The organism is Paenibacillus lemnae (genome assembly GCF_012933385.1).
Taxonomy (GTDB): domain Bacteria; phylum Bacillota; class Bacilli; order Paenibacillales; family Paenibacillaceae; genus Paenibacillus_AQ; species Paenibacillus_AQ lemnae.
Window position 1 is genome coordinate 19624 of sequence record NZ_JABBPN010000003.1, and the last position, 25520, is coordinate 45143.

At 47.9% G+C, this 25520-nt stretch carries 18 protein-coding genes; 16 read left to right on the forward strand and 2 right to left on the reverse strand.

All coding sequences use genetic code 11. From position 1 onward, the window contains the following. Positions 1-54: 54 nt before the first annotated feature. The 7 genes from HII30_RS03915 (at position 55) to HII30_RS03945 (ending at position 11212) form a co-directional block, all read left to right on the forward strand. A complete protein-coding gene (locus tag HII30_RS03915; protein WP_169503723.1) occupies positions 55-804 on the forward strand; it encodes a DUF4085 family protein in 750 nt (249 codons plus the stop codon). A gap of 137 nt (positions 805-941) precedes the next feature. Further along, positions 942-1181 carry a helix-turn-helix transcriptional regulator gene (locus HII30_RS03920; RefSeq protein WP_169503724.1) on the forward strand — a complete coding sequence of 80 codons (240 nt, stop codon included), beginning with the start codon at positions 942-944 and terminating at the stop codon, positions 1179-1181. Next, positions 1171-1521 carry a DUF2178 domain-containing protein gene (locus tag HII30_RS03925; RefSeq protein ID WP_169503725.1) on the forward strand — a complete coding sequence of 117 codons (351 nt, stop codon included), beginning with the start codon at positions 1171-1173 and terminating at the stop codon, positions 1519-1521. Before HII30_RS03920 ends, HII30_RS03925 begins: the two co-directional genes overlap by 11 nt. A gap of 163 nt (positions 1522-1684) precedes the next feature. Beyond that, on the forward strand, positions 1685-4789 hold the full coding sequence (locus HII30_RS03930; RefSeq protein ID WP_169503726.1) for a hybrid sensor histidine kinase/response regulator: 3105 nt from the start codon (positions 1685-1687) through the stop codon (positions 4787-4789). Beyond that, entirely contained in the window at positions 4767-5870 is a 1104-nt protein-coding gene (locus tag HII30_RS03935; protein WP_169503727.1) for a response regulator, read from the forward strand. The genes HII30_RS03930 and HII30_RS03935 overlap by 23 nt, the downstream gene beginning before the upstream one ends. Before the next feature lie 244 nt (positions 5871-6114). Continuing rightward, positions 6115-7773 (forward strand): dockerin type I domain-containing protein, encoded by a 1659-nt coding sequence (locus HII30_RS03940; RefSeq protein ID WP_169503728.1) that lies wholly within the window; start codon positions 6115-6117, stop codon positions 7771-7773. 1 nt (position 7774) lies between these two features. Next, positions 7775-11212 (forward strand): InlB B-repeat-containing protein, encoded by a 3438-nt coding sequence (locus tag HII30_RS03945; protein ID WP_169503729.1) that lies wholly within the window; start codon positions 7775-7777, stop codon positions 11210-11212. An 80-nt stretch (positions 11213-11292) separates the two neighbouring features. Here the strand turns inward: HII30_RS03945 and HII30_RS03950 are convergent, their stop codons facing one another. Next, positions 11293-13038 carry a sensor domain-containing diguanylate cyclase gene (locus tag HII30_RS03950; protein WP_169503730.1) on the reverse strand — a complete coding sequence of 582 codons (1746 nt, stop codon included), beginning with the start codon at positions 13036-13038 and terminating at the stop codon, positions 11293-11295. Between the two features lie 283 nt (positions 13039-13321). On the opposite strand from HII30_RS03950, the gene HII30_RS03955 reads away from it, so the two are divergent. The 3 genes from HII30_RS03955 to HII30_RS03965 all read left to right on the forward strand — a co-directional run bounded on the left by HII30_RS03955 (position 13322) and on the right by HII30_RS03965 (position 18772). Next, positions 13322-14305, forward strand: a complete 984-nt coding sequence (locus HII30_RS03955; protein ID WP_169503731.1) for a tRNA dihydrouridine synthase — start codon at positions 13322-13324, stop codon at positions 14303-14305. Between the two features lie 142 nt (positions 14306-14447). Beyond that, positions 14448-17798 (forward strand): HEAT repeat domain-containing protein, encoded by a 3351-nt coding sequence (locus HII30_RS03960; protein ID WP_246246094.1) that lies wholly within the window; start codon positions 14448-14450, stop codon positions 17796-17798. A 296-nt stretch (positions 17799-18094) separates the two neighbouring features. After that, complete coding sequence (locus HII30_RS03965; RefSeq protein WP_169503733.1) at positions 18095-18772, forward strand: helix-turn-helix domain-containing protein; 678 nt, start codon at positions 18095-18097, stop codon at positions 18770-18772. A 504-nt stretch (positions 18773-19276) separates the two neighbouring features. Here the strand turns inward: HII30_RS03965 and HII30_RS03970 are convergent. Beyond that, positions 19277-19714, reverse strand: coding sequence for a hypothetical protein (locus HII30_RS03970; RefSeq protein ID WP_169503734.1), 438 nt, complete (start codon positions 19712-19714; stop codon positions 19277-19279). Positions 19715-20267: 553 nt separating this feature from the next. Here HII30_RS03970 and HII30_RS03975 point away from each other — a divergent pair. The 6 genes from HII30_RS03975 to HII30_RS04000 all read left to right on the forward strand — a co-directional run bounded on the left by HII30_RS03975 (position 20268) and on the right by HII30_RS04000 (position 25476). Next, positions 20268-20603: a MazG-like family protein gene (locus HII30_RS03975; RefSeq protein WP_169503735.1), complete on the forward strand. Its 336-nt coding sequence runs from the start codon at positions 20268-20270 to the stop codon at positions 20601-20603. Positions 20604-20614: 11 nt separating this feature from the next. After that, positions 20615-22504, forward strand: a complete 1890-nt coding sequence (locus HII30_RS03980; RefSeq protein WP_169503736.1) for a DUF2075 domain-containing protein — start codon at positions 20615-20617, stop codon at positions 22502-22504. 170 nt (positions 22505-22674) lie between these two features. Then, the gene (locus HII30_RS03985; protein WP_343045060.1) at positions 22675-22965 is read left to right on the forward strand and encodes a type II toxin-antitoxin system VapC family toxin; all 291 of its coding nucleotides are present in this window, start codon (positions 22675-22677) and stop codon (positions 22963-22965) included. A gap of 287 nt (positions 22966-23252) precedes the next feature. Continuing rightward, positions 23253-24416: a DUF4317 domain-containing protein gene (locus HII30_RS03990; protein ID WP_169503737.1), complete on the forward strand. Its 1164-nt coding sequence runs from the start codon at positions 23253-23255 to the stop codon at positions 24414-24416. 25 nt (positions 24417-24441) lie between these two features. Continuing rightward, positions 24442-25065 (forward strand): TVP38/TMEM64 family protein, encoded by a 624-nt coding sequence (locus HII30_RS03995; protein ID WP_169503738.1) that lies wholly within the window; start codon positions 24442-24444, stop codon positions 25063-25065. An 84-nt stretch (positions 25066-25149) separates the two neighbouring features. Beyond that, entirely contained in the window at positions 25150-25476 is a 327-nt protein-coding gene (locus tag HII30_RS04000; RefSeq protein WP_169503739.1) for a DUF6944 family repetitive protein, read from the forward strand. The last annotated feature ends 44 nt before the right edge of the window (positions 25477-25520 follow it).

Sequence of the window (25520 nt, forward strand, 5' to 3'; positions counted from 1 at the left end):
ATCGACCTTAGGTCTGACGACTGGCCATAACAATGGGGTGACGCTGTGAAATACATGACTAAAGAATGGTACGAAACGATGCAGAAAACGGATTTGCATTTGCTGCTGAAAGTATCAAAGAAGGCAGAGGTGTTCTCTGAAGAGTATTTTCAGAAGCTTTATAACAGTGAAGAAAAGGTATGGCTGCAGCTGCAGGAAGATGTTTCGAAAGTGGAATTCGAAGATGTTGTCCCAGATGAGGTTCAGGCTGTATTTGACCCGGAGCAGGAAAAGAAAAATTTCAAGCAGGTATTACAGCATAATGTTCGTCATCTTACAAAAAGTCTTCCCGATGATATTTTGCATCAGGTTGCAGATATCCGGGTTTTGGCTTTAAACCGCGCGTCTGCAGATGTGAAAAAGCAAATCACAGCCTACTGCAAAGCAAATAAACAGACGGTGCAATCCACTGCTGCAGCTTATTGGAAAGAATACAAGAATAACTTCAAAAAGGGTGAGCCGTCTTTTGCGGAGCAATTTCATTTTCATGATTGCAAGGTGGTTTCTTCTCGGAGAAAAGGGAAGGATCTCGTTCTAACACTTGATCATTCCGGAGGATTTACAGCGATCAGCGAAATTACGTTTAAAAACTGCTCCATACTCAAGCAGGATACCCCGCTGCACGGCGCCTGGTGGCTGTACGATGAAATCTATACAACGAAAGATGGATATGAGATCCACGTCTTGTTACAAAAGAAGCAGTTGATTGATTTCGTGATGACCGTATCGGATGTTATGTTTAAGCCTGCAGCTGCAAATGAATAATGTAAATAGAAGAGCTTAAGCGAAGTCAGCCGCTTAGGCTTTTTTTATGCAGATATAAATAATTATATTATTTTATATAAGTAAACTTTACTTTTGTAAAATATGAGTTTATAATGTGATACACGAGGTGATGGTGATTGAAGAAAGATTTTGGGGATTCCATATCGAATAAGGTGTATGAATATCGTGTGCTTGCCAGAATGTCTCAGCAGGAATTAGCCGAGCAGGTCGGGGTGTCCAAACAAACGATTTTCGTCATGGAAAAAGGAAATTATGTTCCGACTCTGCTGTTGGCTTATCGAATTGCTGAATTTTTTAATGTACGTGTAGATGAGATTTTTACTTATGTGAAAGGAAATGATCAACATGATAAATAAGTTTATGTCAGGTATTCATAACGCAATTTTTGACCCCTTAAAGTCCTGGGCTGAGCAATCTGCGGGGAATTGGAACATCTTAATTGGAGTGGGGTTTTTACTGCTCTTCGGTAGTGCGATATTTGCCTATGTATTTTACAAAAAGATTGGGCAAGGCGACGAACGGACAAATACTATCTTCTTAAAGAGCAGTTACTTTATGCTGTTGACCATTATGCTATGTGACATGATTTTTCCTAAGGACTATATGTGGAACATCTTTTTCTTGTTCAAGTATGGGCTGGCCATTTTAGCCGGTGGAGTTTACATGGCTGTCCAATATAAAAAGGATTTGTCGTAAGGGGGAATCCGATTAAGTTGTCATGGGTCATACTGGCGAAGGATGCAGCACTTATATAAAGCGCTTACTTTTTTGCCGATCTCATAAAATCCTGTGATACAATGAGGCTATCTTTTCATATTTTGCTTAAAAATGCCTCAGTGACGAAAGGGATTCAAACCTCATGAAAAAGCAATTGTCAAGCCTGACCGGCATGATGCTGGTTTTTGCCGCGGCTACCTCAATTTTCATCTATGACTGGCTTCACTCCAGCACCAGCTATCCGGAGGCGCGTGAAGGCGTGCTCGACGTCAGGACATGGGACTTTTCGCAGCAGGGAATCATCCCGCTTCGTGGGGAGTGGGAGTTTTACAAGGACCGCCTGCTGACACCCCAGGATTTTGCGGATCATGAAGATGAGCTGCAGGGAGAACGGCACTTTCTCCCGGTCCCGGGAGGATGGAACAAGACGGTGTCCGACAATGGGTATGGTGCGGGAACGTACCGGCTGCGCCTGCAGGTGAACGACCTTGATGATTACGGCCTCCGGGCTAAAAAGATCCGCATGTCGAGCCGGATCTACATGGACGGGCAGGAACTTGGCAGTACCGGACAAACTGCCTTGTCTGCCGCCGGTTTTGTGCCGAGCAATGTGCCATTCTTCGGGAGGGCTGAGGTAAAAGAAAGGACGATCGACGTGATCGTTCAGGTGGCGAGCCACCGGTATTTGCCGGGAGGACTTGTACAGGCTCCCGAGTTCGGACTGACCGCTGATGTTATGAGCCGCCGGGACAACGCCCGGATGGCTGATGTGATTGTCATTACGACTTTGCTGGTATTTGGTATTTATTTTGCAGGCATGTTCAGGCAGTGGCGGCGAGAACCGTACCTGATTTTTTTCAGCTTGTTCTGTTTGGCGCTGGGGCTTTTCTTCAGCATAGATAACGAGATCGTGGTAGCGAATTTGATCCCCTCCATGTCCTTTCTTTTACTGCAAAAGCTGCTGTTTATCCTGCCGTACCTGGCCATTATGTTCTTTATTTACTATGTGCGCCTTTATCTAAATGACAAGAGCGGACCCTGGTTCAGGGCATTCCGATGGGTTTCTTATGTTTACCTGGCGCTGTTGGTCGTACTGCCCAATGGTTCTCTGCTGATCCTGTTGTGGCCAGGTGTGCTGCTGCAGATTGTAGCTTTCGGCTTTATCTTCACTTCGATTATTCGCAATCGGTATCATGGGGTGCGGATTTACTATATTTTGCTCGGCGTGTTTTTCTTGATTATCAGCTGGGTCTTCGCCCAGACGCGGTATCAGCTGGCACTGGATAGCCCTTATTACATTATCGTTACGCTGCTGCTGGTTGTACTGTCACAGTCATTTCTGATGGCGGACCGGATTCACGGCGTTTACCAGCGGAGTGAACGTTTGGCTCAGCAGCTGCTGGTCCAAGACAGGCAGAAGGATGAATTTCTGGCCAAAACCTCGCATGAACTTCGCACGCCTCTTCACGGGATTATCAATCTCTCCGAGGCGCTGCTGGACAAGAAAGAGCCGCCCCTTGCCGCAGAGCATCGTGAGAACATCAGGCTGATGCATCTGATCGGAAGGCGGCTTGCCGGATTGGTGAATGACATCCTGGATATGAACCGGATACGGCACGGTCAGCTGGATGTGCAGCAGAAGCCGGTGGATCTTTATGTATCGACCCGTTTTGTGATGCAGACGTTATCGATCGCGCCGATCAAGCGGGATGTCAGGCTTGAAGAGAAGCTGCCTGCTGAGCTGCCCCTTGTGCTGGCAGACGAGAATCGGCTGCGGCAGATTTTGCACAACCTGCTCGAGAACGGGCTCAAGTATACCGACCAGGGGACGGTCTCGATCTCGGCTGAAAGACGTGGAGATTTGCTGGCCGTTTCGGTCAGTGACACGGGCAGGGGGATCCCGGCTGAAATCAGAGAGAAGCTGTTTCAGCCTTTCTTCCAGCATAACGAGGAAGGCTCCCGTTCGCGCGATGGCATCGGGCTGGGTCTGAGCATCTCCAAGCAGCTGGTTGAGCTGCAGGGCGGGCAGCTGGAGGTTGAATCCGAGGTTGGGCAGGGCTCCTGCTTCACCTTCACGCTGCCGATTGCCTGGAGCGGAGCGCAGGAGGCGGCCATTTCCACGGAAACAGCTCACGGTGACAAAAAAACAGAAGACGATACGTACGCGGAGTATGGAGACTTCACTTCGTATCAGCAGGATGTGTCGTCTCTGTCCGAGCTTTCTTCACTGTCCGGCGACCAGGAAGTGTTCCATATTCTGATTGTCGACGACGAGCCCTCCAATCTAAAGGTGGCTATGGATGCCATTGCCTCTATGGGACATACGTATACGACAGCAAGCGGCGGGGCAGAGGCACTTGAGGCACTCCGGAGAAGAAAGCCCGACCTCGTGCTGCTCGATTTGATGATGCCTGGCGTATCGGGGCTCGACATTTGCAGGGAAGTAAGGACGCTGGATGGACTGGCTGAACTTCCGGTGCTGATGCTGACCGCCTCGGGACAGACGTGCGATATCCTGGCTGCCTTTGCTGCAGGAGCCAACGATATTTTGCACAAGCCGTTTGAATTGGCAGAGCTTCGGGCCCGGGTGCAGTCGCTGCTGGTCATGAAAAGCTCATCAGAACGGGCAGTGCGGCGTGAGATGGATTTTTTGCAGGCACAGATTCAACCGCATTTTCTGTACAACAGCTTGAACGCCCTGGTCGGGCTCAGCTATAAGAATGTGGATAAGCTGCGGGAAACGATACATCATTTAACCACCTATCTTCGCGCCAAATTCAAGTTTGTCTTTCATGGAGATGAAATCCCGCTGGAACGTGAGCTGGAGCTGGTACGGTCCTATCTGGCCATTGAACAGCTTCGTTTCGGCCAGCGGCTGGCTGTCCATTATAATATTGATGAAGATGCACACTGCCTGCTGCCTCCGCTCACCCTTCAGCCCATTGTCGAGAATGCAGTCCGCCACGGGATCGGGCAAAAGCCTGAGGGAGGCAACGTGGACATCATCATTCGCCGCACAGACAAGGGCGTTATGATTATTGTCGAAGATGACGGAGCTGGGATGGACGAAGAGACACGGAACCGGCTGGAACTAGGGAAGGCCGGAGGGGTTGGCATCGGCAACGTAAAGCGGCGGCTTCAAATGAGGTACGGGCGAGACCTCGAGATTTCCAGCCGTCCGGGCCAAGGAACCACAATCACCATGTATTTAACGGAGGGGCGTTATGTGGAGAGCCATTCTGATTGATGACGAAGAGATCGCGCTGGACGTCATGGATATCATGCTCGGCGAGGTGGGCGGCGTGGAAGTGGCCGGCAGGTTTCAGCTGGTTGCTGAAGCGCTTGAACAATGTGCAGCCATTCAACCGGATTTAATCTTTCTGGATATCGAGATGCCTGGTGTGAGCGGGCTGGAAGCTGCAGGGATGTTATCTGAAAAATGTTCAGGTGCAGACATTGTTTTTGTCACGGCCCATGATCACTATGCCATTGATGCATACGACACCGACGCCATGGGGTACCTGCTTAAACCTGTCGCAAAAGACAAGCTGGCTTCAGTACTGTCTCGGTATGCAAACCGGCAGACCAGACAGACAAGCCGCGGAGGGAACGCTGCGAAAGTGAGCCACCTTCATGCTGATGATTCGGCCGCGGCTGCAGATCGTCAGGAGGAACATCAACCATTAATGTCACTGAAAGTGCTGGGTAGTATGGAGCTGTATGCTCCGGATGGCCGGCTGTTAACATGGCGTACGAAGAAAACGAAGGAACTGTTCGCATTCCTGTGGCATCACCGGGGACAGCCGGTTTACAAATATGCCATTCTGGAGCATTTGTGGCGGGATGATGCAGCAGAGCGCGGTCAAAAGCTGCTGCATACTTCACTTTATTATTTACGGAGCCAGTTTAAGTCACTAGGCTTCGAGGGATTTGTGAAGTATGGTGACGAGCGGTACTGGGTGGATCCAACGGTCATTCGCAGCGACCTGGAAGAGCTCCTTGGTATGCTGAAAGAAGAAGAAGCGGCAGCGAATGCCGAGAGTATTCTTCAGATGTATGGCGGGGACTATTTGGAGATGGAGCATTACGAATGGGCGAATGCTTACCGGATGGAGCTCCGTTCGGCCGTGATGTCCAGCATGAATGCAGTCATCAGAGTGGTGCCTAAGGGACTTCGCGCACAGCTTCTATGGAAATTGATTGAGCTTGAGCCAAGCCATCTGCCCTACTATGACTTGCTGGCGGACAGCTTGCAGCAGGCCGGTGATGAGGATGGCATCCGCCGGGTGATGGCGATGAAAGAGCAGATGGAGCTAAAGGGAGAATAGTATAAGGGCGGAGTAGGTCGAAAGAAATGGATGATAATCGAAAAAAATGCAAAAAGACAGTCTTCAGATGCAAATTTGAAGGCTTTTTTTGTCGTTTCATGGTGAAATGTTGTGAAAATGTTGAGTGCCCATCAGTACAATGGACTCAGATGCAGGCAGTTAAAGGAACATAAGGTCTGTAATTTGCTTTTGAAAGAGAGGGTCAGGTATGAAAGCACAGAAGAGGAACAGCATGACTGGCAGGATGGTGACATCTATCATGATCTGTCTGGTTATGCTGCTAGGGTCGATTCTACCAACGCTGGCAGTTCCGGGACAGGCTTCGGCAGCCACAGAGTATGCTTGGAATTCGATTGATGGGGGAGGGCTCCAGGCGGGAACAAGCAGCGCTCCCACCTCTGGGGAACCAAGTATTGTCTCTTGGAACAACCATTTATACGCAGCGTGGTCAGAGGCAAAGCCTTACAATTTTTCTTCAGAGCTGCAGGGAATGGAAATCAGAGTCATGAAATGGGATGGCAGCCAGTGGTCTGCAGCTGATGGCGGAACCGGTCTGAATTATTATGGACACAGCAATGCAACCAATCCATCGCTTGCGGTATACCAAGGCTGTCTGTACGCCGCCTGGATAGAAGGTTACCCCTCACTTCTAGGGGATCAGAGTATCCACCAGATTATAGCCAAAAAAAATTGCGGAGACGAATGGGTGTCTACAATAGAGGATTATATCCCGGTAATCGGATCTGGTAGAGGGAAAAATCCAGTTCTTCTTGTCTATGACAACGCATTGTATGTGGCATGGCAGGGTGACTCGAACCAAACGCAGGACCAAAAAGTTCAAGTCATGAAGTATGACGGTAACGTTTGGAGTAGCGAAAAGTTAGATTTGAGATTCTTTGAAAATGGTGTAGTTGATAGACCGCGGCTCGCCATATATCAGAATGAACTTTATTTAACTTGGAGCGAGGAGGTGCCGGGCATTCAGTCCTCATCCCACATTCCAGTTTATAAAAGAACGGTCAACGGAGGCGAAGTTACATGGGAAAACGTATCAGGAAATTTGGGAATTACGAATACAACGACATCTGCAGGAAGTTCGGTTCTACAAGCTTATAATGGCCTGCTGTACGCGGTATGGAGAGATAACAACCCCGCTCAGCTAAAAGTCAGCAGCTTCTATGGAAATACTTGGGGCCCTGTAGGCAGTGGGAATCTGGAGAAATTGGAAGAGGATGAATCGCAAAACCCGAATCTATTTGTATACAACGACAAGCTGTTTGCAGTTTGGAACGATCAAAATTCAAGCGGGATGGGTCGCAAAAACCGGGTCGAGTTTTATGACGGCAGAAATTGGAGTGCTGCGGGCGAGGGGCTGCCGAACTCCGTACGAGCCACATCGTATGCCTTGCACGACAACTTGGCGTATCTAGCCTGGTCTAATGGTTCGAAAATTCAAGTATACAGTCTTCAGGAGAATCCGGCACCGCAGCAGGTAACCGTAAGCTACTTGCCAGGGGATCACGGCACAATCAGCAGTACGAGCGAGCAGGTAGTCCTTGGCGGACACCCGGCAGCAGTGCCGGTGGTTACGCCTAGTAATAAGTATCGATTTATAGGCTGGAGCAGTGATGGTGGTGTCACTAAGCTCAGCAGTCAAGAGGTAGCGAGCTTGGCAGTGACGGCGGATGTGACTTTTACCGCGTACTACACGGCGTTTTTATTGGGGGACGCGGATGGCGACGGTAAAGTATCGTCTTCGGATGCACTGCTGCTGAACAAATTTATCAAAGGCAAGATTACACTGACGCAGGTGCAGCTGCAGGCGCTTGACATGAATAGTGATGGGCAATGGGACGAAGAGGACATCAAAGCGATCCTTGCCATATCCGTTGGAAAGGGTTGATATGATGCGATTAAAGAAATGGATTTCGATCTTATTGGTGGTCATGCTGCTGATGCCTTTTGGCACGATGGGCTATGCGGAGCCGGGCGATAAGGAACTGAGGGTGGATCCAGATCATCTCTCTGTGGAGGATTCGTCCGATGCAGTACTCACCTCCGGCAAGGTAACGTTAGAGGAGGTGTTGTACACTGTAACTTTTAATTCACAAGGAGGCAGTGAGGTAGCCGAAATCGCTGATGTAACCAGCGGCAAGACGATCAGCGAGCCGCCGGCACCGACGAAAGCAGGTTACACTTTCGAAGGCTGGTATACAGAAGCAGCAGGCCATGCCTGGGACTTTGAAGAGAATAAGGTGACGTCTGATCTGACGCTGTATGCGAATTGGACGCGCCATTCGGCAAAGATTAAGATCGGCTCGGTAAGCGGGAGCCCAGGCACCGAGGTAAATGTACCGGTCACTGTGATCGAATCTACTTACGGCATCTCGGCATATAATCTTGTGATTGATTTCGACGAAGAAACCCTAAAAATATTGGATGAAATTACAGACGATGACTTACAGTGGAATGTAAATAACGATGCAGGCAGCCTTGAGGCAGCTTGGTTTGATGCAGATGATGCACCGATGATGGAGGGGGACACTCTGTTCACGCTACCCTTCTTAATTAAGGAAGGTGCAGAGCTGGGCGATACGGCACTGACGGTGGATACGGATGACCTCTTTGTGTGGGATTCGTCAGCTGAAAAGATGGAGATCACGCTCATTCCAGGCAAGGTAACGGTGGCGCTGTACACCGTAACCTTTGATTCACAGGGAGGCAGTGCAGTGAAGGAAATTGCTGATGTGACCAGCGGCACGACGATCAACAAGCCGCAAGCACCGACGAAAGCAGGTTACACTTTCGAAGGCTGGTATACAGAAGCGGAAGAAGGAAGCCATGCCTGGGACTTTGAAGAAGATAAGGTGACGTCTGATCTGACGCTTTATGCGAAATGGACGCGCCACTCGGCAGAGATTGAGATCGGCTCGGTGAGCGGGAAACCCGGTACCAAGGTAAGCGTACCGGTCACGGTGACCGAATCTACCTACGGCATCTCGAAATATGATCTCCAGATTGATTTCGACGAAGAGAGTCTGGAAATATCGGGTATTACAGGCAATGACGATCGCTTTCAGTCGAATAAAAATAACGATGCAGGCTGGCTTGAGGCATTATGGAAAGATCACGCAGGAGACTCACCGATGGTAGAGGGTGACACGCTGTTCACGGTAACCTTCGACATTAAGGAAGATGCAGAGCCGGGCGATACGGCACTGACGGTGGATACGGATGACCTCTCTGTGTGGGATTGGTCAGCTGAAGAGATGGAGATCACGCTCATTCCAGGCAAGGTAACGGTGGAGGCCAAGCAGTACACCGTAGCCTTTGATTCACAAGGAGGCAGTGAGGTAGACGACATCGCTGATGTGACCAGCGGCACGACGATCAACAAGCCGCAAGCACCAACGAAAGCGGGCTATACCTTCGAAGGCTGGTATACAGAAGCAGAAGAAGGAAGCCATGCCTGGGACTTTGAAGAAGATAAGGTGACGTCTGATCTGACGCTGTACGCGAAATGGACGCGCCACTCGGCAGAGATTAAGATCGGCTCGGTGAGCGGGAAACCCGGTACCGAGGTGAGCGTACCGGTCACGGTGTACGCTTCCACCTACGGCATCTCGGCATATGATCTCCAGATTGATTTTGACAAGGATAGCCTGGAAGTATCAGGTGTTACAGGAAATTTGGAAACCTACTATGATTCCCACTACGATAATCAAGCAGGCTGGATCAAGACATCGTGGATAGACAGCAACGCTGGCGATACGCCGATTATGGCGGGCGAGACGCTCTTTACGGTAACCTTTATCATTAAAGATAATTCGAAACCGGGCGATAAAGCCCTGACAGTGCAGACGAGTGAACCGGGCCGGTTCTCTTTTACAGATGCCTTTAATGTGGAGATGAAGAAAACCTTGATCTCCGGTAAGGTAACAGTAGAGAACCCGGGAAATCCGAATCCACCAGTTACTCCAGGTAACCCAGGTACGCCGTCCGTACCAAGCAACCCAAGTACGCCTTCCGTTCCAAGCAATCCTGGTACGCCAAACACACCGGCACCTGTGAATCCTCCTGGCGGCCTCCAAGTCATCGTGAATGGCGTTGTGAAGGATCAGATTGCAGCGGGAGTGACGACGAATGAGAACGGCAAGTCTGTACTGACGGCTACAATCGACCCGGCTAAGCTGGCGGATCAGCTCAATCAGTCGGCAGACAAGTCCAGAGTGGTTATCCCTGTAACTGCAAATGTCGACAAAGTAATGGTACTCTTGACGGGTGAGGCCGTGAAGGGGATGGAAAACAAGCAGGCAGTGCTCGAGATCCAGACACCAATCGGTACCTACAAGCTGCCTGCAGGACAAATTGCCATCGACAATATTTCTTCCAAGCTGGGCGAACAGGTCAAGCTTTCGGACATTGTCGTTCATGTGGAAATTACCAAGAGCGGCGAAGCTGCAGAGATTCTTGCAAGAGCTGCGGCAGCTCAAGGAAGCTTTGAGGTTGCGGCTCCGCCAGTCACCTTTAATGTAACGGCTTCCTACAATGGCAGCACAGTCAGTGTCGATCAGTTCAGCAGCTACGTGGAGCGTGAAATCCCACTTCCTGCGGGCCTTGACCACAGTAAAGTGACAACGGCTGCTGTACTGAATAGTGATGGCAGCGTACGTCATGTCCCTACTTATATTACGACCCGCAATGGCAATCATTTTGCGGTTGTGAACAGCCTCACGAACAGCGACTATTTCCTCATATGGAATCCGAAAACATTTGCAGATGTAGAGGGCCATTGGTCGAAGCAGGCTGTCAATGATATGGCTTCTCGCATGATTGTCAAAGGCATGAACGAGAACCAATACAATCCGAATGCCGTAATTACGCGTGCAGAGCTCGCAGCCATCGTAGTACGGGCTTTGGGATTGGAAGAAAACAGCAGCAGTGCCAGCTTCAGCGATGTCAAACCGGGAGATTGGTATGCAGGCGCTGTCGGCAAGGCTGCAGAATACGGTTTAATTGAAGGCTACGATAACGGAACCTTCGCTCCGAATCGTACCATTACCCGTCAGGAAGCGCTGGTCATTATGGCCCGTGCAATGAAGGAGGCAAACCTTCAGGCTGACGAGGTGAATGCAGATTCCGTACTGTCTCCGTTTGCAGACCAGGCGCAGGTCGCTCCATGGGCGAAGCCAGCCATGGCTGCAGCTGTAAAGTTTGGACTTGTGCAAGGATCGAATAAAGGCTTGATGCCGGCTGGAAACTTGACCCGCGCTGAAACTGCAGCAATTGTACAGCGGTTTTTGATGAAAGCCAGTCTGATCGATAACGGAAACAACAACTAGTTTAATAAAGAGACGCTCTACAGCAGTACAAAAAAACCAGCTTCCTTTCCCTTTCGCAGGGTGAGGGAAGCTGGTTTGTTTTATATGGAGACGCAATACCGATCACGCCCCGCCTGCTTCGCCTGATACAAGGCCAGATCGGCAGCCTCTATAAGCTCGTCAATCTTGTCGCTGTCTCCTGTCTTCATTGCTGCAAACCCGAAACTCACTGTAATGAAGCCCGATGCTCCAGGAGCCTCATGAGGAATGCGTATGGCGCGAACTTCTTTTATAATACGCTCTGCCAGATGCTCGGCGGACTCACGATCTCCCCTATACAGCAAGCAAAACTCCTCGCCCCCGTACCGATATACGCTGCCGCCTGCCGCTGACGCTGTTCTGTCAATTATTTCGGCCACACGTCTGAGGCAATCATCACCGGCTAGATGTCCGTAATAATCGTTAAATTTTTTAAAATGATCGATATCAATCAGGTATAAATAGAGGGGAGCGTCTCTTTCCTTTTCCTCCAGCATCTCTTGAGCGTCTGCTTCAAATGCCCTCCGATTTGCAATACCCGTCAGCCCATCCAGAAGAGACTGCTTCTGCAGCTCTTGATTTGCTTCTTCAAGTTTTGCTGTGCGTTCAGCAACCTTCTCCTCCAGCGTATTGTTTAAAGCCTGCAGTTTGAATGTGAGATTTTCTGTAGAAGCGTACGCCCGCGAAAAGCTAAGGCCCAGAACAAAAGAATTTGCAAGCACGTACACCAGCAGGCCCAGCGGAATGTAATAACCCGTCATCAGCAAGTGCCGATTGTACAATACATCATTAAGGACCGTCGCGGCCAAGAAAATGGCGGCTGCCAGCGCAAGCGCAGCTCCTTCCTTCTTCCGCCAAGCGGCCAGCGCAAAAGCAATCACGCATGATATCGTTACAAACACAATAACCAGCTGATACACCGGCAGCAGTTTCATGTAGAGCCAGCCGGGAGCCGCCACGCACAGCAAGCCGTAAAGGACAGACAAGGCAAGCACGGGTCTTAGAATCCATCTGCTTAATTCCTCAGGATATAAGGATCTGACGAACATCGAGAAAGAGATGACAGCAATGGCCATAGTCGTGTACTCAATACGTACTGCGGTATCCCAAGGAAAGTCAGGAAGCAGGACGTAAAGCGAGGTCTTCCCTGTAACCAGATTTCGAAGAGATATGGAGATACAGAATATTGAAAAATAGAATGGAGAGAGTTTTTTGCTCCGCGCCGAAAACAATCCCAAATGATAAAGCCCGATGATGAACAGAGCACCTATAACGAACATATCCAGCGAGGAAGAACGAACCATCTCAGCCTGCAGAGCAGCTGCGTAACCGAGCCGGATGCTCTCCGTCAAGCCACCGCGAGGATGATCGTAGTTCGCCACATGGATAACAATATCAAGCGTCTTGGACGGCTCCGGAATTAGAAACAGCCTGTCACGTCTTGATGGCTTGGCTTCTGCTTTATTGTCTGCGATCCGGCCGTTTTCTCCGAGCAGTTTGCCATTAATCCAAATTTTATAGGAATTCGATACATTTTTAATGTATAATCCTAAATTCTCGTGTTTTTCTCCTAGCATCACCTGAAGGCGATAAGAACCATAACCGTGTCTTGTAGATTCGCCCTCATTCCATAGGCCTGGAACCTTGAGGCTGCGGCCTGGTTGTTCTTGACGGTCACCAGAAGGATCTATGAGCTGCTCCCAATAAAATGTCCAATCTCCATCTAAATCAACGGGATGTACGGGATCCTCCAGAATGTAGAAAATGCCATCGGCCGCCTTGGGAGACGACGATAGCTCACTAGCCATAACGGGAGTACAGAATATGGTCAGGAGTATTACCTGCACTAGGAGTCGAATGAGTAAGCTGCGCATAGGTGAAACCCCTTCCAAAATTGTATCGAATGTGTGAGTTGATAGGTAATTAAATTCGACATCTAGTTCTTTTTTCCCTCCCTGCATATATCTGAAATTATGGCCCGAGGTTCTGCCTTCGGTTTTCTTAGAGTTATGCTCTCATCTGGGTTATAATATAAACGTTTCATATTTCAAAATAAGGACTTGTCCTGATTTCTATAGAGAGGTTTTTGATATGACAGACAACTTTTGGCTTGATTTACCGCGGCCTTTTTTTATACTGGCACCGATGGAGGATGTGACGGATGTTGTGTTTCGTCATGTTGTAAGTGCAGCAGCAAGACCGGATGTGTTTTTTACCGAGTTTGCAAACACAGAGAGCTACTGTCACCCGGTGGGGAACCAAAGTGTGCGGGGACGCCTCACGTTTACTGAAGATGAACAGCCGATGGTCGCACATATCTGGGGGGATAAACCGGAGTATTTTCGTCAGATGAGTATCGGGATGGCGGAGGAAGGCTTTAAGGGCATCGACATTAATATGGGCTGTCCTGTAGCGAATGTTGCGGAGAATGGGAAGGGCAGCGGACTGATCTGCCGTCCGGAGCTCGCAGGAGACATCATTCAAGCGGCCAAGGCCGGGGGACTGCCGGTCAGTGTCAAAACAAGGCTCGGTTTCACGGCCGTTGATGAGTGGCGCGGGTGGTTAACCCATATTTTGAAGCAGGACATTGTAAACCTGTCCATTCACCTGCGCACCCGGGAGGAAATGAGTAAAGTCGACGCGCATTGGGAGCTGATTCCGGAGATTAAGAAGCTTCGGGATGAGGTGGCACCTCATACCCTGCTGACCATTAACGGGGATATTCCTGATCGGCAGACGGGCCTTAAGCTTGTTGAGCAGTATGGGGTGGATGGCGTTATGATCGGGCGCGGTATTTTTCACAATCCTTTCGCGTTTGAGAAGGAGCCACGGGAACATAGCAGCGAGGAGCTGCTGGATCTGCTGCGGCTGCATCTGGATCTCCACGATCACTATTCCGCACTGGAACCCCGTTCGTTCAGGCCGCTTCAGCGCTTCTTCAAGATTTATGTCCGCGGATTTCGCGGGGCGGGTGAGTTAAGGAATAATCTGATGAACACGAAATCCACGAGTGAAGCGCGTGCGCTGCTTGATGAGTTTGGGAGCAGGGAGCAGGATGGGGCGGAGGAGATTTAAATTCGAGTATATATATGATTAAACATAAAGGGGTGACTCAAAGGTTCAATTATGAACTCCGGGGGTCATCTCTTTTGTATACACCGCCAGCAGCGGTGATAGAACGAGGGGAGAGGTGTGAATGTCATATAACAATGACCTAATGAACAAAAAGCAACTGCTCAAAGAGCTTGATTCCCTCGGTTATTTGGACCGAATGAGACGGATGGCGCTACTGGGGCGCCAGCATGCAGGAGATGAAAGCTATTCCGCACTGCTCTTATCTTTGCTAGAAAGCGGCAGCGCTTACGAGGCGCATTTGGCATTAACGGGTGCCGACGTAGTAAGTGATGCACGAGCGGTTTTATTTGCTCTCAAGCATCCCAAGGCAGGCGTTAGGGGAAGGGCAGCTGGATTACTGCCGAAAGTGGTGACAGATCGGGAATTTTCAATCGAAACCGAAATTGTTCAGATGTCGTACGATTGCCGAAGACAATTGCTGCGGAGTGTCTTAAATAGATATCGCCAGGACTGGGCACAGCGGCTGCTGCCGCTCGTGCTTCGCCGGTGGGGTGCGGAAGAAGCGTCCTCATTATTGGCAGCATGCAGCGAGGAGACGGTTAGCAGCAGGCTTTCTGAGCTGGGCTATGCATTAAAGAATTGGCGGCTCCTGACGAAGTACTATCCGGATCACGTTGCAGCGTATTTCAAGAATGCTTTACAAAATGCAGCGCATCGGGAAAAATCCAATATATGGTGGACGTTATCATCGGCGATTGAGGTATTAAGTGATTTAAGACCAGCAGTCGTTCTGGAATGTGCCCTTACATTTGGACCAGCGGAAATGCTTCATCCGGTACTGAAACAGGAGCTGGGCATCCTGATTCAGGCCAGCCCTGAGAGTGTATTTCAGCTGCTGACCCGTGAAGAGACACGCGGATATCTAAGAAATCATGGCGTTCCAGCAGGAATTCTGAAAAAGAGAAGATATTTCACTGCAGCACAGTGGACCACACTGACTATATTGCTGGCAGATCAGCCAGAACATACAGCTAAGGTGCTGGATGCTATTGCGCCGTCTCTTCGCGAAGGAATGTTTAATGCCGCTTATAAGGCTGACGAGCGGAAGACACGGATTCTGCCTCTGTCTCTGCTGGATGTGCTGCCCCATACACTGCGCGACAAGGAAGCTGCCCGAATGCTGGAGCTTCGCAGTATTAGGGATGATCAGGAAGTCATGCTCGAAACAACGGCGCGCCGCCTCATTGGTAACGCCAGAGAGGAGCTGGAGCAAGCTGTCCAGGTGTCTAATAGTGATGAGCGTGCTGCGGCATATGCCTACCTCATTCGAAGCACGGCTCTATCCCGGAACGGCATGGATGAGACGCTGCGCTTCCTGACTCGAATCAAGAACGACCAGGATCCAGTCCGATGGAAGATCATGCTCGAGCTCTCAAAGTGCCCTGCTCCCATGTTTAAGAATGAGCATGTGGACGATCTGACGACGCTGGTGGATATCGTAATTGAAGCCAGAGACACTTCATATGGAACGAGATCAGCTGTGGAGAAACTGGCTTTTGCCATACTGCGGGAACATGCAGTTGAGCCGGAGGGTAAGCTTTTTAGGTTCGCTTTGAGAACTTTTGGAAGATTAACGATGCGGGATGCTCAGTTTGCGTTGTTCGCTATGGATTGGGACAGTATACCAGATTCGACACTGGAAGCGTTGTTTGATGAAATCTATGCCTTTGGTGCAGATGCTAACAAACGCGATAACGTTAATGTAGTCCTGCATATGGCTATCTTATTCGGAAAAGCCGTGGATCGATTGCCGAAGCTTCAGCTTCTGCTGGAGGATCTGATGAAGGCCAAGGTCGTATCGCCGCAGGCGGTCCATTACTGGCTGGCACCCTATAAAACTCGAGATGAAAGAGTTAGAAGACTGCTGGACAGAGACCCCACCTTTATTTCGTTCTACGACGTATTTATGCATCTGCACCTGAAACGGCAGGAGTGGCTGGACCCGTTCATTTCGGGGAAAGTCATTAAGGGCAGACATTTGTCGGGAAAAACAATTTATTTATTGCCCGTCCATAATGGGTTTCACCGGTGGCTGCCGCGCCAGCAAGAGGAATTCGCTTCTCTTTTGGAGCGGGTAGCTCTGGATCATAAACGAAGTTTCCATGAACGTGCGTCAGCGATGCAGAGCCTTGCTGTTATGCCGGATTATGAATCAAATAAGCTGAAGATCCTGCTGGAGGATCAGGAAGTGCATGTCGTCGAGGCAGCGCTTCATGCATATTCGTTAGGGGAACAGCCGGAGAAGGCACTGCCTGTCCTGCTGGACAATCTGGATGGAGACCGTGCTCGTGTTGCGATGTATTCCATCCCCAGATGCATGCGCAGGGTGAGTCCAGTGATACTGACTTCTTTGCTGTCGGACCTGCTGAATCGGGAGAAGTTAAAAATTACGGTCAGAAAAGAGGCCATCCGGCTGCTTGGAGCTTACAAAAACAGTGAGAGCATGTCGCTGCTGATCACTGAATTCGAGAAACCGAATGTACACAAAGATGTGATGATTGCAATCGGTCACGCTGCCAGGCAATGGCTTGATGATGAACGCAGCTGGAGTATAATGAGTGCCATGGCTGCTTCATCACAGCGGGATATCGCAAGAAGTCTGCTTTACCAGCATGCAAGCGGACTCACATTGGAGGCCCGGCCAAGGTATTTGCAACTGATTATTGAGATAGCAGGACATAGCGATGCTGTTGTGGCAAGAGAAGCTTTCCAAGCCATGACCCAATGGATGAATGGAAGCGAAGAAAGGATAGCAGCTGCCGTCAGCAGAACGATTCTGGATATGGACGACAATGTCAAATGGAAGGCAGCGATGGATACGCTCAATGTAGCTTGCCGTGACGGAAAGGTGAATGATGAAGTCATCCACGTTTGCAAACAGCTGGCTGATATGAAAATGAAGGCAGAATGGAATGCTGCACCCGAGAGAGATCTTCCGCAGCGTCAGCGTCTATCCGTATTGATCGAGACGCTGATCTCATTGCCATGGAATGCAAGACGCTTACTTATTCCTTTATTTACGGGCATTATCGATGTTCTTCGATTCCAAGAAACCTTGAGACCTCTCGTAATCAAGTTGTATTTAGCAATGGTTGAATGGAGTGAGGCTGGAAAAGCTGCTCTGAATTTGAATCCTGTGATTCAAATGGTGGATACACATTTGTATCTGCTGGACTATGCCTCCAGCCAGGTCACTCGGTCAGCCAATGCCAGCCAAGCGTACTGGAGACCAGAGGCTCTTGTGAATCTGGTGGATCATTTGAAAGGAAGCCAGTCGTTTACGGCCCAATGTATCGGTCTTTCTTTACTGAAGGTTGCGGGAGATGCCTTGTTGTGGAATCAGGCCTGCTCCGACCGTTTAAGAGAGTACCGGAACCATGAGCATGAGGCGATACGTTTAGCGGCACTGGATATTTGGACTGTTCTGGAGTAGGAAAAGATCGGGGGATGTTATATATGGCCGAAAAGCAGAATCAGCTTGACTGGGATGAATGGGCTTAACTTACCAACTGACATGAAATCGTGATGCTATTTATTTAAACAAGGAGAACATCCCCCAGTATGCTGGAGGGATGTTCTTTTAATTTGACAACCCGTCGTTTGAATAATCATGAAAGTTTGGTTTAAAAAAATTTTAAAACGTAATAATGAAATTTAAGTTTACTTTCAATTATTTTTCACTTTATTGACGAACTGAACATAAAGTATATAATAGGAGGTGTGAGGTGAATGGTAATGCGACCAACTGTGATTGAGAGAACGATATTGACAGGACCAAGCGCTGAAGTTTTCGTTAAGAAAATGGTGGAGACGGATCAACTTCTAATGGCAGCTCTTGTAAAGAACCTGCTTTTTACAGTAAAAGGAGCTGAGCGTTATATTCATCTCTGGGACGAAACTTGCTTCCTTGATAGGGAAAGGCTATCTGAATACGCCTCGACCTTGCTTCAGCATATATCCCGGGAATCCAGCAGTGAACACCCAAGCCATGTATCATTTTCGACTACAGAGGTAGCCAAGTACATTGGAGTAACCGTTCAAACCGTAAACACGTGGATTCGTGAAGGCAAAATTAGTGGTGTAGAAAAAGAGCGAAATCGCTGGACTAAAATTCCTGAGGATGCAGTAATTACGTTTGCCCATGGCAAAGCAGTTCCTGTTTCCGTCTTAAAAGCGAATTGGGAAGCGGAGAATCAAGAACCTCAAGTAGATGAGGCAGTATACTTAAATAAGTCGATTCAAGAGTTCGAACAAAAATACGGCGGACCATTCGAAGAGATTTTTGGTGATAAGACAATCAGAGAACTGACAGAGGAAGACACAGATGCTTCGGTTTGGTGGTCATACAAAGCGAGGTTATCTAGTGCGACAGCAATTTCTCGGAATAAAGAAAACAACGTTTTCTAACCTTGAGTACCTCTATAACGATATATTAGAGGTTAGTTTCCTGGAAACTCCTCGAAATGAGCTTGACCACAAAAAAGGCAGAGAAATCAATGCCAAAATTACGTTTCACTACTACGATGGCAACCTTCGATGTCGTGAAATCTTCGAAGGCACTGAGCTTATTGAATATTATTACGATTGGTATGCAAGCAACGGAAATATAATTCAAAAATTTCATGCTCACTATCATCCCAGTGGAACGCCTGAGGAGATCACGCAATTCGATCCATGGCACTGGCATGTACCTAGAAGTATTGATGATGTCGAGGGTGAGCGAATAACGTGGAGACCGGAGTACACTATTCACGATGTCATAGAAGAGCATCTTAAGCCACACATACTGCGATTGAGGCGTTCAGAAGCAAATAGATAGGGATAAGAAAGACAGATCCAAGAACGGCTTTTTAAAAGAGGCATCCATAGTCTGAGCACCTTCTTGAAGGTGTCCAGACTATGGGTGCTTTCTTAAGATTTAGATGCTGATGTCCAATCCTGGATATGCCTTTGAATCTCTCCAAGCTTTAAAGTGTACTGATAAATTTCGTAAGCGAACACTCCATCTTCCCCCTCTGTCAGGATATAGTCACTGTATGCCTCAATGATCTCATCCAGTTCTTGAATGAAATCATTAGCTTCCTGGGCGTAGGTGTTTGAATTCTTAGTGATTTCTTGAAGCAATTCTGTCCAATGATCATTCCAATACATATATTCCCTGCGAATAGACGAATAATCAAAATGATCAGGGTGGTCCTCGTCGCAGTGGTCGAACTGCTCCTCGTTTGCTTCATGAAACGTTTCATGGCAAAGATCCCCGCAGAAATAGTCGCCGAGGTAGTTGATCGAATAATATTCGGAAACTGGAGCAGCGCAGTGTCTGCAAACGATCCTTTTTTTCTTACTCAATACGATTATGTCCGCAAGCTCAGGACCTTCTTCTTCCAGCGATTGAAGAACATCAGTAACATATATAACTCGGTTATTGGCAAGAAAGTCTCTTAAAAAAATATTTAGACGTTGATATTCATGCTTGTTGAGCGGCATTCTTTTAACTCCTCCTTTAAGTTGTTGTCTCTAACTTATTTGTTATATAGACTGAAGTAAAAAGTTACCGTTCTGGATGGCTTCGATGGCAAGTGTTCTTACGACCGCTGTTGCCTCCAAAATGCTTGAAATTATAATCTATGGTGGCATTTTGGAGGCAAAGGCGGACGCTAGCGCTTCTCCAGAATCACTTGTCACCTCCGCTATAGAAGGGTTTATTCTTTAGTTCAGTCTATATTGGAGCCGGATGCTGCATCATTGAGTCATATAAGAAGAACATCCCTATCATGCTGGAGGGATGTTTTATTTTCGGAATTTATGTTTTATGAGAGGCAAAAATTCTGTAATATGAAAATATAACTATTTATGAATAAAACGATGATCGCCCATGGGCGGTCAGACGGAGGTACACAACATGGACGAACTCATCGAAAAGATCATTCTATTCCGGGATGAAAGGGACTGGAAGCAGTTCCACGATCCCAAAGATCTTGCTCTTTCTATCTCGCTGGAGTCAAGCGAGCTGCTGGAGCTCTTTCAATGGAAGAGCAGTCAAGAAGCCATAGATCAACACCATTCCGATATGCGAGACGAAATCGCTGATGTTCTCATCTATACACTAACGCTCGCGCATGATTTAAACATTGACGTGAAGAACGCCATACTTCAGAAAATAAATAAAAATGCGGAAAAATATCCAACTGCTCAATTCAAAGGGAGTTCAAATAAGTACACAACACAGAACGATTAGAGGAGATTGTCATGATTATTTATGAATCGACCAAGCAGCAATTCATGAACGACGTGACCGAAGACAGCATTGCGGTAAAGATTCATACCCAGTTCGTGCAGAAAGTCGGCAGGGTTTCAATGGGAGAGATCAATGCCTGGAACAATTCCATGAATTACCTCTATAAAGTGCTGAATACTGCAACCATTCCGGATGACGTAGGTATAGCAATTGAATACAAAGTTCCCGCATCCTCAAGGAGAATCGACTTCATGATTACGGGGTTGAACGAAAAGGACCAATTCTCCGTTGTAATCATCGAGCTGAAGCAGTGGACTAGCGTCGAAGCGATTGAAAACGCGGATGGGATCGTGGAAACCTATTTTAACCGGACGAAGACAAAGACGCCGCATCCCTCTTTTCAGGCATGGTCTTATGCACAGCTGATCAGCGATTATAACGAGGCCGTGCAGAACGAAGCGGTCCAGCTTTATCCTTGTGCTTATATGCATAATTATGTCAAAGTCGATAACGACCCTATTTTGCATCCGGTATACGATCCATATTTGAAGTCAGCCCCCGTTTTCTCTAAAGGAGATGCTCTTAAGTTAAGGGGATTTATTTCTACTTACATCAAGAAAACCGACAGAACCAAATCACTCTATCTCATTGAGCATGGCAAAATCAAACCATCCAAATCCCTTCAGGATTCTCTTGTCAGCATGCTGCAAGGAAACCAAGAGTTTATCATGATCGACGATCAGAAGGTTGTATATGAGGAAGCACTGCGATTAGCGCAGAAAGCCCAGACAGGCAAGAAACAAGTGTTGATCGTGGAGGGCGGGCCAGGAACTGGTAAATCGGTCCTAGGGATCAACCTTTTGGTAGAGGTGACATCACGCGATCTGGTCTGCCAATATGTAACCAAAAATAGCGCACCTCGGGCGGTATATATGAGACGGCTTCAGCAAAAAGTGAAAAAGTCAGTCATTGATAACTTGTTTAAGTCGTCAGGCGTTTATTATGAAGCACTCCCCAATGAATTCGACTGCTTGATCGTGGACGAGGCACATCGATTAAATGAAAAATCCGGTTTGTTCAAGAATAAAGGCATCAATCAAACGATGGAGATTATTCATGCTTCCCGGTTTTCTGTCTTCTTTATTGATGAATACCAGAAAATCGCCATGCATGATGCTGGCAGTAAAGAGCAGATCAGATGGTATGCGGAGCAGATGGATGCCGATATCACCGAAATGACGCTGGCTTCTCAATTTAGATGCAACGGATCAGATGGATACTTGGCGTGGCTTGAAGACGTATTGGAAATTCGTGAAACGGCAAATGCCGAAGGATTTGATTTTGACTATGAAATCAGACTCTTTGATGACCCGAATCAATTAAGAGAAGAAATTTTCAGCAAGAACCAGATGAATAACAAAGCAAGAATGCTGGCCGGCTACTGCTGGGAGTGGAAGAAGGACGGAAAAAACAATCCTGGCATTCATGATATTCAATTGGATGAATTTCAATTTTTCATGAGCTGGAACCTTGGTAATACGACTACCTGGGCCATTGACTCAGAATCGGTAGATCAAGTGGGCTGCATACATACCTCCCAGGGGCTGGAGTTCGACTATGTCGGTGTCATTATTGGTGAGGACATGCGGTTTGAAAATAACCGTGTGATTACTGATCCATTCAAGCGTGCGAAAACAGATAAGTCTCTTTCGGGCTTTAAGACATTGTATAAGAAAGATAAAGACAGGGCGCTCAAAATGGCGGATCAAATTATACGGAATACCTACAGAACATTGATGACCCGGGGAACGAAGGGGTGTTATATTTATTGTGTAGACCCTCATTTGAAGGCTTATTTGCAGAGACGGCTGGCGATCCAAAGCCAAGCGGCGATCATGTAATTTCTTGCATAAGGGTACATTATTAAAGAACACAATTTATGGTCAAAAAACTCAGTTTAACGGACAGGACTCTATTGAAGAGAATTATTCCGTTGATGACCTTTTGGAGGCTGCTGGTTCATTAACGCCTGAACGTGGAGAAGAGCTCCAAGAAGAAATCAACAGATCGCGTGAGGACTGGAATACATGAGAGCAGAAGATGTATTGATGTCACAACAGAAATAGCAAAAGTGGACGGAACATTACGCAAGGATCTTCAAGGGAAAGGCCGTAAGCTAAAAACCCCAGATGCACTTATTATTGCGACAGCGTGGTTTCATGGACTCACCTTAGTGTCCAGAGACTCTGATATGAGCTTTGCCCACGAAATGGAGATCGAGGCATTCTCCCGCCGCGAGAAGATGATGAAACTTCGTGAAGAGCTGCTGGCTGTTCAAGAGGATCGTATGGCCGGACGATGACGAAAGTGATGTGGGTATAGCAGTTTTTCTCCCTATTTTGAGACGCAGTCTCGGGTGGAAGGAACTAAGTTTTTGTTGATTCAAGCCCAAGACTTTGATATTGATCTTGAACCGCTTGCCATCAGATCATTAAGTACAAGCACCCACAGCCTAATCACCTTTGAAAGGTGTTCAGCTGAGCGTGCTTTTTTATTTCCTGATAGAATGCCGTCAAGGCATCAAGTATAATGAAAGCTGCGTCCCATTTGACGGGAGTAATCTACTTTCTAGGAGATGTCTAATCTAACATGCTGAAAAAAGAAATAGCATATATTCGCAAGCAGTTTAAGCTGGACCACGAAAAGCTTCATATTTATGACATTTTGAATGTGTACATTATGAAGGACAGCAGTGAGATTTACCATTTCGAACGTCAGCCATTCGAGCTGCTGGACCGGGAGAAACAGGAGCTGTACATGGGAAATTTTAAGAAGCTGCTGCTCGGAGAACTGGACCAAAAGCTGTTCGAGCTGAGGCTTCATGAGGAAGCAGAGGCGCCAACACGGGTCATGCTCCATCAAGGCCTGGTGACAGGTGATGCGGAAGAATGGCATGATCTGATGATGCTGCTGGTGGAGAAGATGCTGGCAGATACCACATATGAAAAAGATACGGTAGTTACTTTTGTGCGCGGACAATATTACCAGCCGACCCAGGCCAGGAATGATGAAGCCGAGGAAAGTGAAAATAATGAGATGTTCTCGAATCCGTTCATTTTGTGCAGCGTAAACTCCACAGAACAGCCGCGTAAAACCCTTCAGTTCGATTATGTCGAACGGGAATTTAAATACAATGTCATCGTGGATCCGATCATTAAATTAAGCACACCAGAACAGGGGTTTTTCTACCCCAGCGTGACGGACGGTTATTCCGATGTGAATCGGATCCTGTACTGCTCAGGAAGGGCGAATGAACCGAACGCACATTTTATCGAGGAAGTCTTGAATGCTGAAACGACGGTGACGGCGCTGGAAGAAAGGTCTATTTTTGAAGAGATCGTGAAGGAAGTATCGGAGGATCAGCTTGATGCCTCCATGATCGCGAGTGTGTACGAGGAAATTCATCAGGTCATCGAGACCCATGAAGAGGAAGAGCCGCCGAAGCTGGATTATAAAGATGTGGAACGGATGCTCACGGTGAGCGGTGTGGAGAATGTGACGCCAGAAAAAGTAGAGCGGGCATTCGAGAGTATCGTTGACAATAAAAACTATGAATTCAAAGCAAGCAGCGTCATCCCGAAGTTTAATTCGAAATCGATCAAGATCACGACGAAGGTTGCGACGATTTCGGTAAGTCCGCAGGACCTGAAGTATATCAAACAGGTGAACTATCAAGGGAGAAAGAGCATCTTGATCGAGGTTGACGAGGATGTCATTATTGAAGGTTTTACGTTGAGCACGGAAGAGTTATAGAACACGGAAGGCGGAACAGCTAGACATGTATAAAAAAATAGCACTAGCCATCTTTTACCTCGGAATTGCATGCCTGATCTATCTTTATGGAGAATCGATATTAGTCTGGTTTCGCCAGACGGACAGTATAACTCAAGTGATTGCAATGGCCACGGTCATGGCTTTGTTCCCGATTATTCCTTATCCTGTAGTCGGAGGGGTGATTGGGGCCGCTTACGGACCTGTCACGGGCGGGATTGTGACGTGGACGGGATCGACGGCTGCCTCGATACTGATGTTTCTTTTTATTCGTTACGGATATCAGGATTGGGGCAAGAAGGTCCTTCATAAATTTAAAAATATCGAGCGGGCCACGGCGCTTTTTGAGAGGAATGCTTTTTTGTTCATCTTGTTCGCCCGTATGATTCCGACGATTCCGTCGATTATTGTCAATGCATACTCTGCACTGAGCCGCGTTACTTTTGGCGTCTATGCTGTCTCTTCATCATTAGGCAAAATTCCTGCAATGCTGTTGTTCGCTCTGGTCGGTGACAGCCTGCTGAATGATCCTAGGAATGTTGTCTTGACGATTGCAGTTTACGCAGTGTTTCTCACAGTGACCATGTACATCTATAGACTTTGGAAAAAGAAATATAGCCCTGCTTCCTAAAGAAGCGAAGATCGTGATAAATGCCATCATCCAAAATAGCAAAACCGCCGTATAATGTGGGATACGGGAAAGCAGGTGAGCGAAATGCCAGCCAAGAAGTTAAGTCTGGAGGAGCAGCTAGCCGCTTTTGCCTGGCTTCAAGCTTTAGGGACGATTATAGCGGCAATCGGTCAGAGTAAGAGCTTGTCCCCGAGAAAGCGGGATCAAAAAGAAGCGGTTCAGCTGTCCATTCTAGGGAATGCAGTGCAATCCACAGCCAATGCAGCACAGGCCGTGCTTACGGACAGACTTAGAGCGAAAGCGGCCAATCAACAGGCAGTAGATCTGATGATCGCTGGACATGTTCTGCAGTCAATTGGAAATGCTCTGCAGGTCATTGCGGACAGCGAGGAATCCGAGATTGACGTGTAGACCTGTCTGTAGTGGTACATTACTGGGCCTTGGAGTGTGCGATG

Bases quoted from the DNA above. Each gene is read 5' to 3' on its own strand.
- HII30_RS03915 (WP_169503723.1), top strand. From the start codon at position 55: ATGACTAAAGAATGGTACGAAACGATGCAGAAAACGGATTTGCATTTG.
- HII30_RS03925 (WP_169503725.1), top strand. From the start codon at position 1,171: ATGATAAATAAGTTTATGTCAGGTATTCATAACGCAATTTTTGACCCC.
- HII30_RS03930 (WP_169503726.1), top strand. From the start codon at position 1,685: ATGAAAAAGCAATTGTCAAGCCTGACCGGCATGATGCTGGTTTTTGCC.
- HII30_RS03935 (WP_169503727.1), top strand. From the start codon at position 4,767: ATGTGGAGAGCCATTCTGATTGATGACGAAGAGATCGCGCTGGACGTC.
- HII30_RS03940 (WP_169503728.1), top strand. From the start codon at position 6,115: ATGGTGACATCTATCATGATCTGTCTGGTTATGCTGCTAGGGTCGATT.
- HII30_RS03945 (WP_169503729.1), top strand. From the start codon at position 7,775: ATGATGCGATTAAAGAAATGGATTTCGATCTTATTGGTGGTCATGCTG.
- HII30_RS03950 (WP_169503730.1), bottom strand. From the start codon at position 13,038: ATGGCTAGTGAGCTATCGTCGTCTCCCAAGGCGGCCGATGGCATTTTC.
- HII30_RS03955 (WP_169503731.1), top strand. From the start codon at position 13,322: ATGACAGACAACTTTTGGCTTGATTTACCGCGGCCTTTTTTTATACTG.
- HII30_RS03960 (WP_246246094.1), top strand. From the start codon at position 14,448: ATGAACAAAAAGCAACTGCTCAAAGAGCTTGATTCCCTCGGTTATTTG.
- HII30_RS03965 (WP_169503733.1), top strand. From the start codon at position 18,095: ATGGTAATGCGACCAACTGTGATTGAGAGAACGATATTGACAGGACCA.
- HII30_RS03975 (WP_169503735.1), top strand. From the start codon at position 20,268: ATGGACGAACTCATCGAAAAGATCATTCTATTCCGGGATGAAAGGGAC.
- HII30_RS03980 (WP_169503736.1), top strand. From the start codon at position 20,615: ATGATTATTTATGAATCGACCAAGCAGCAATTCATGAACGACGTGACC.
- HII30_RS03990 (WP_169503737.1), top strand. From the start codon at position 23,253: ATGCTGAAAAAAGAAATAGCATATATTCGCAAGCAGTTTAAGCTGGAC.
- HII30_RS03995 (WP_169503738.1), top strand. From the start codon at position 24,442: ATGTATAAAAAAATAGCACTAGCCATCTTTTACCTCGGAATTGCATGC.
- HII30_RS04000 (WP_169503739.1), top strand. From the start codon at position 25,150: ATGCCAGCCAAGAAGTTAAGTCTGGAGGAGCAGCTAGCCGCTTTTGCC.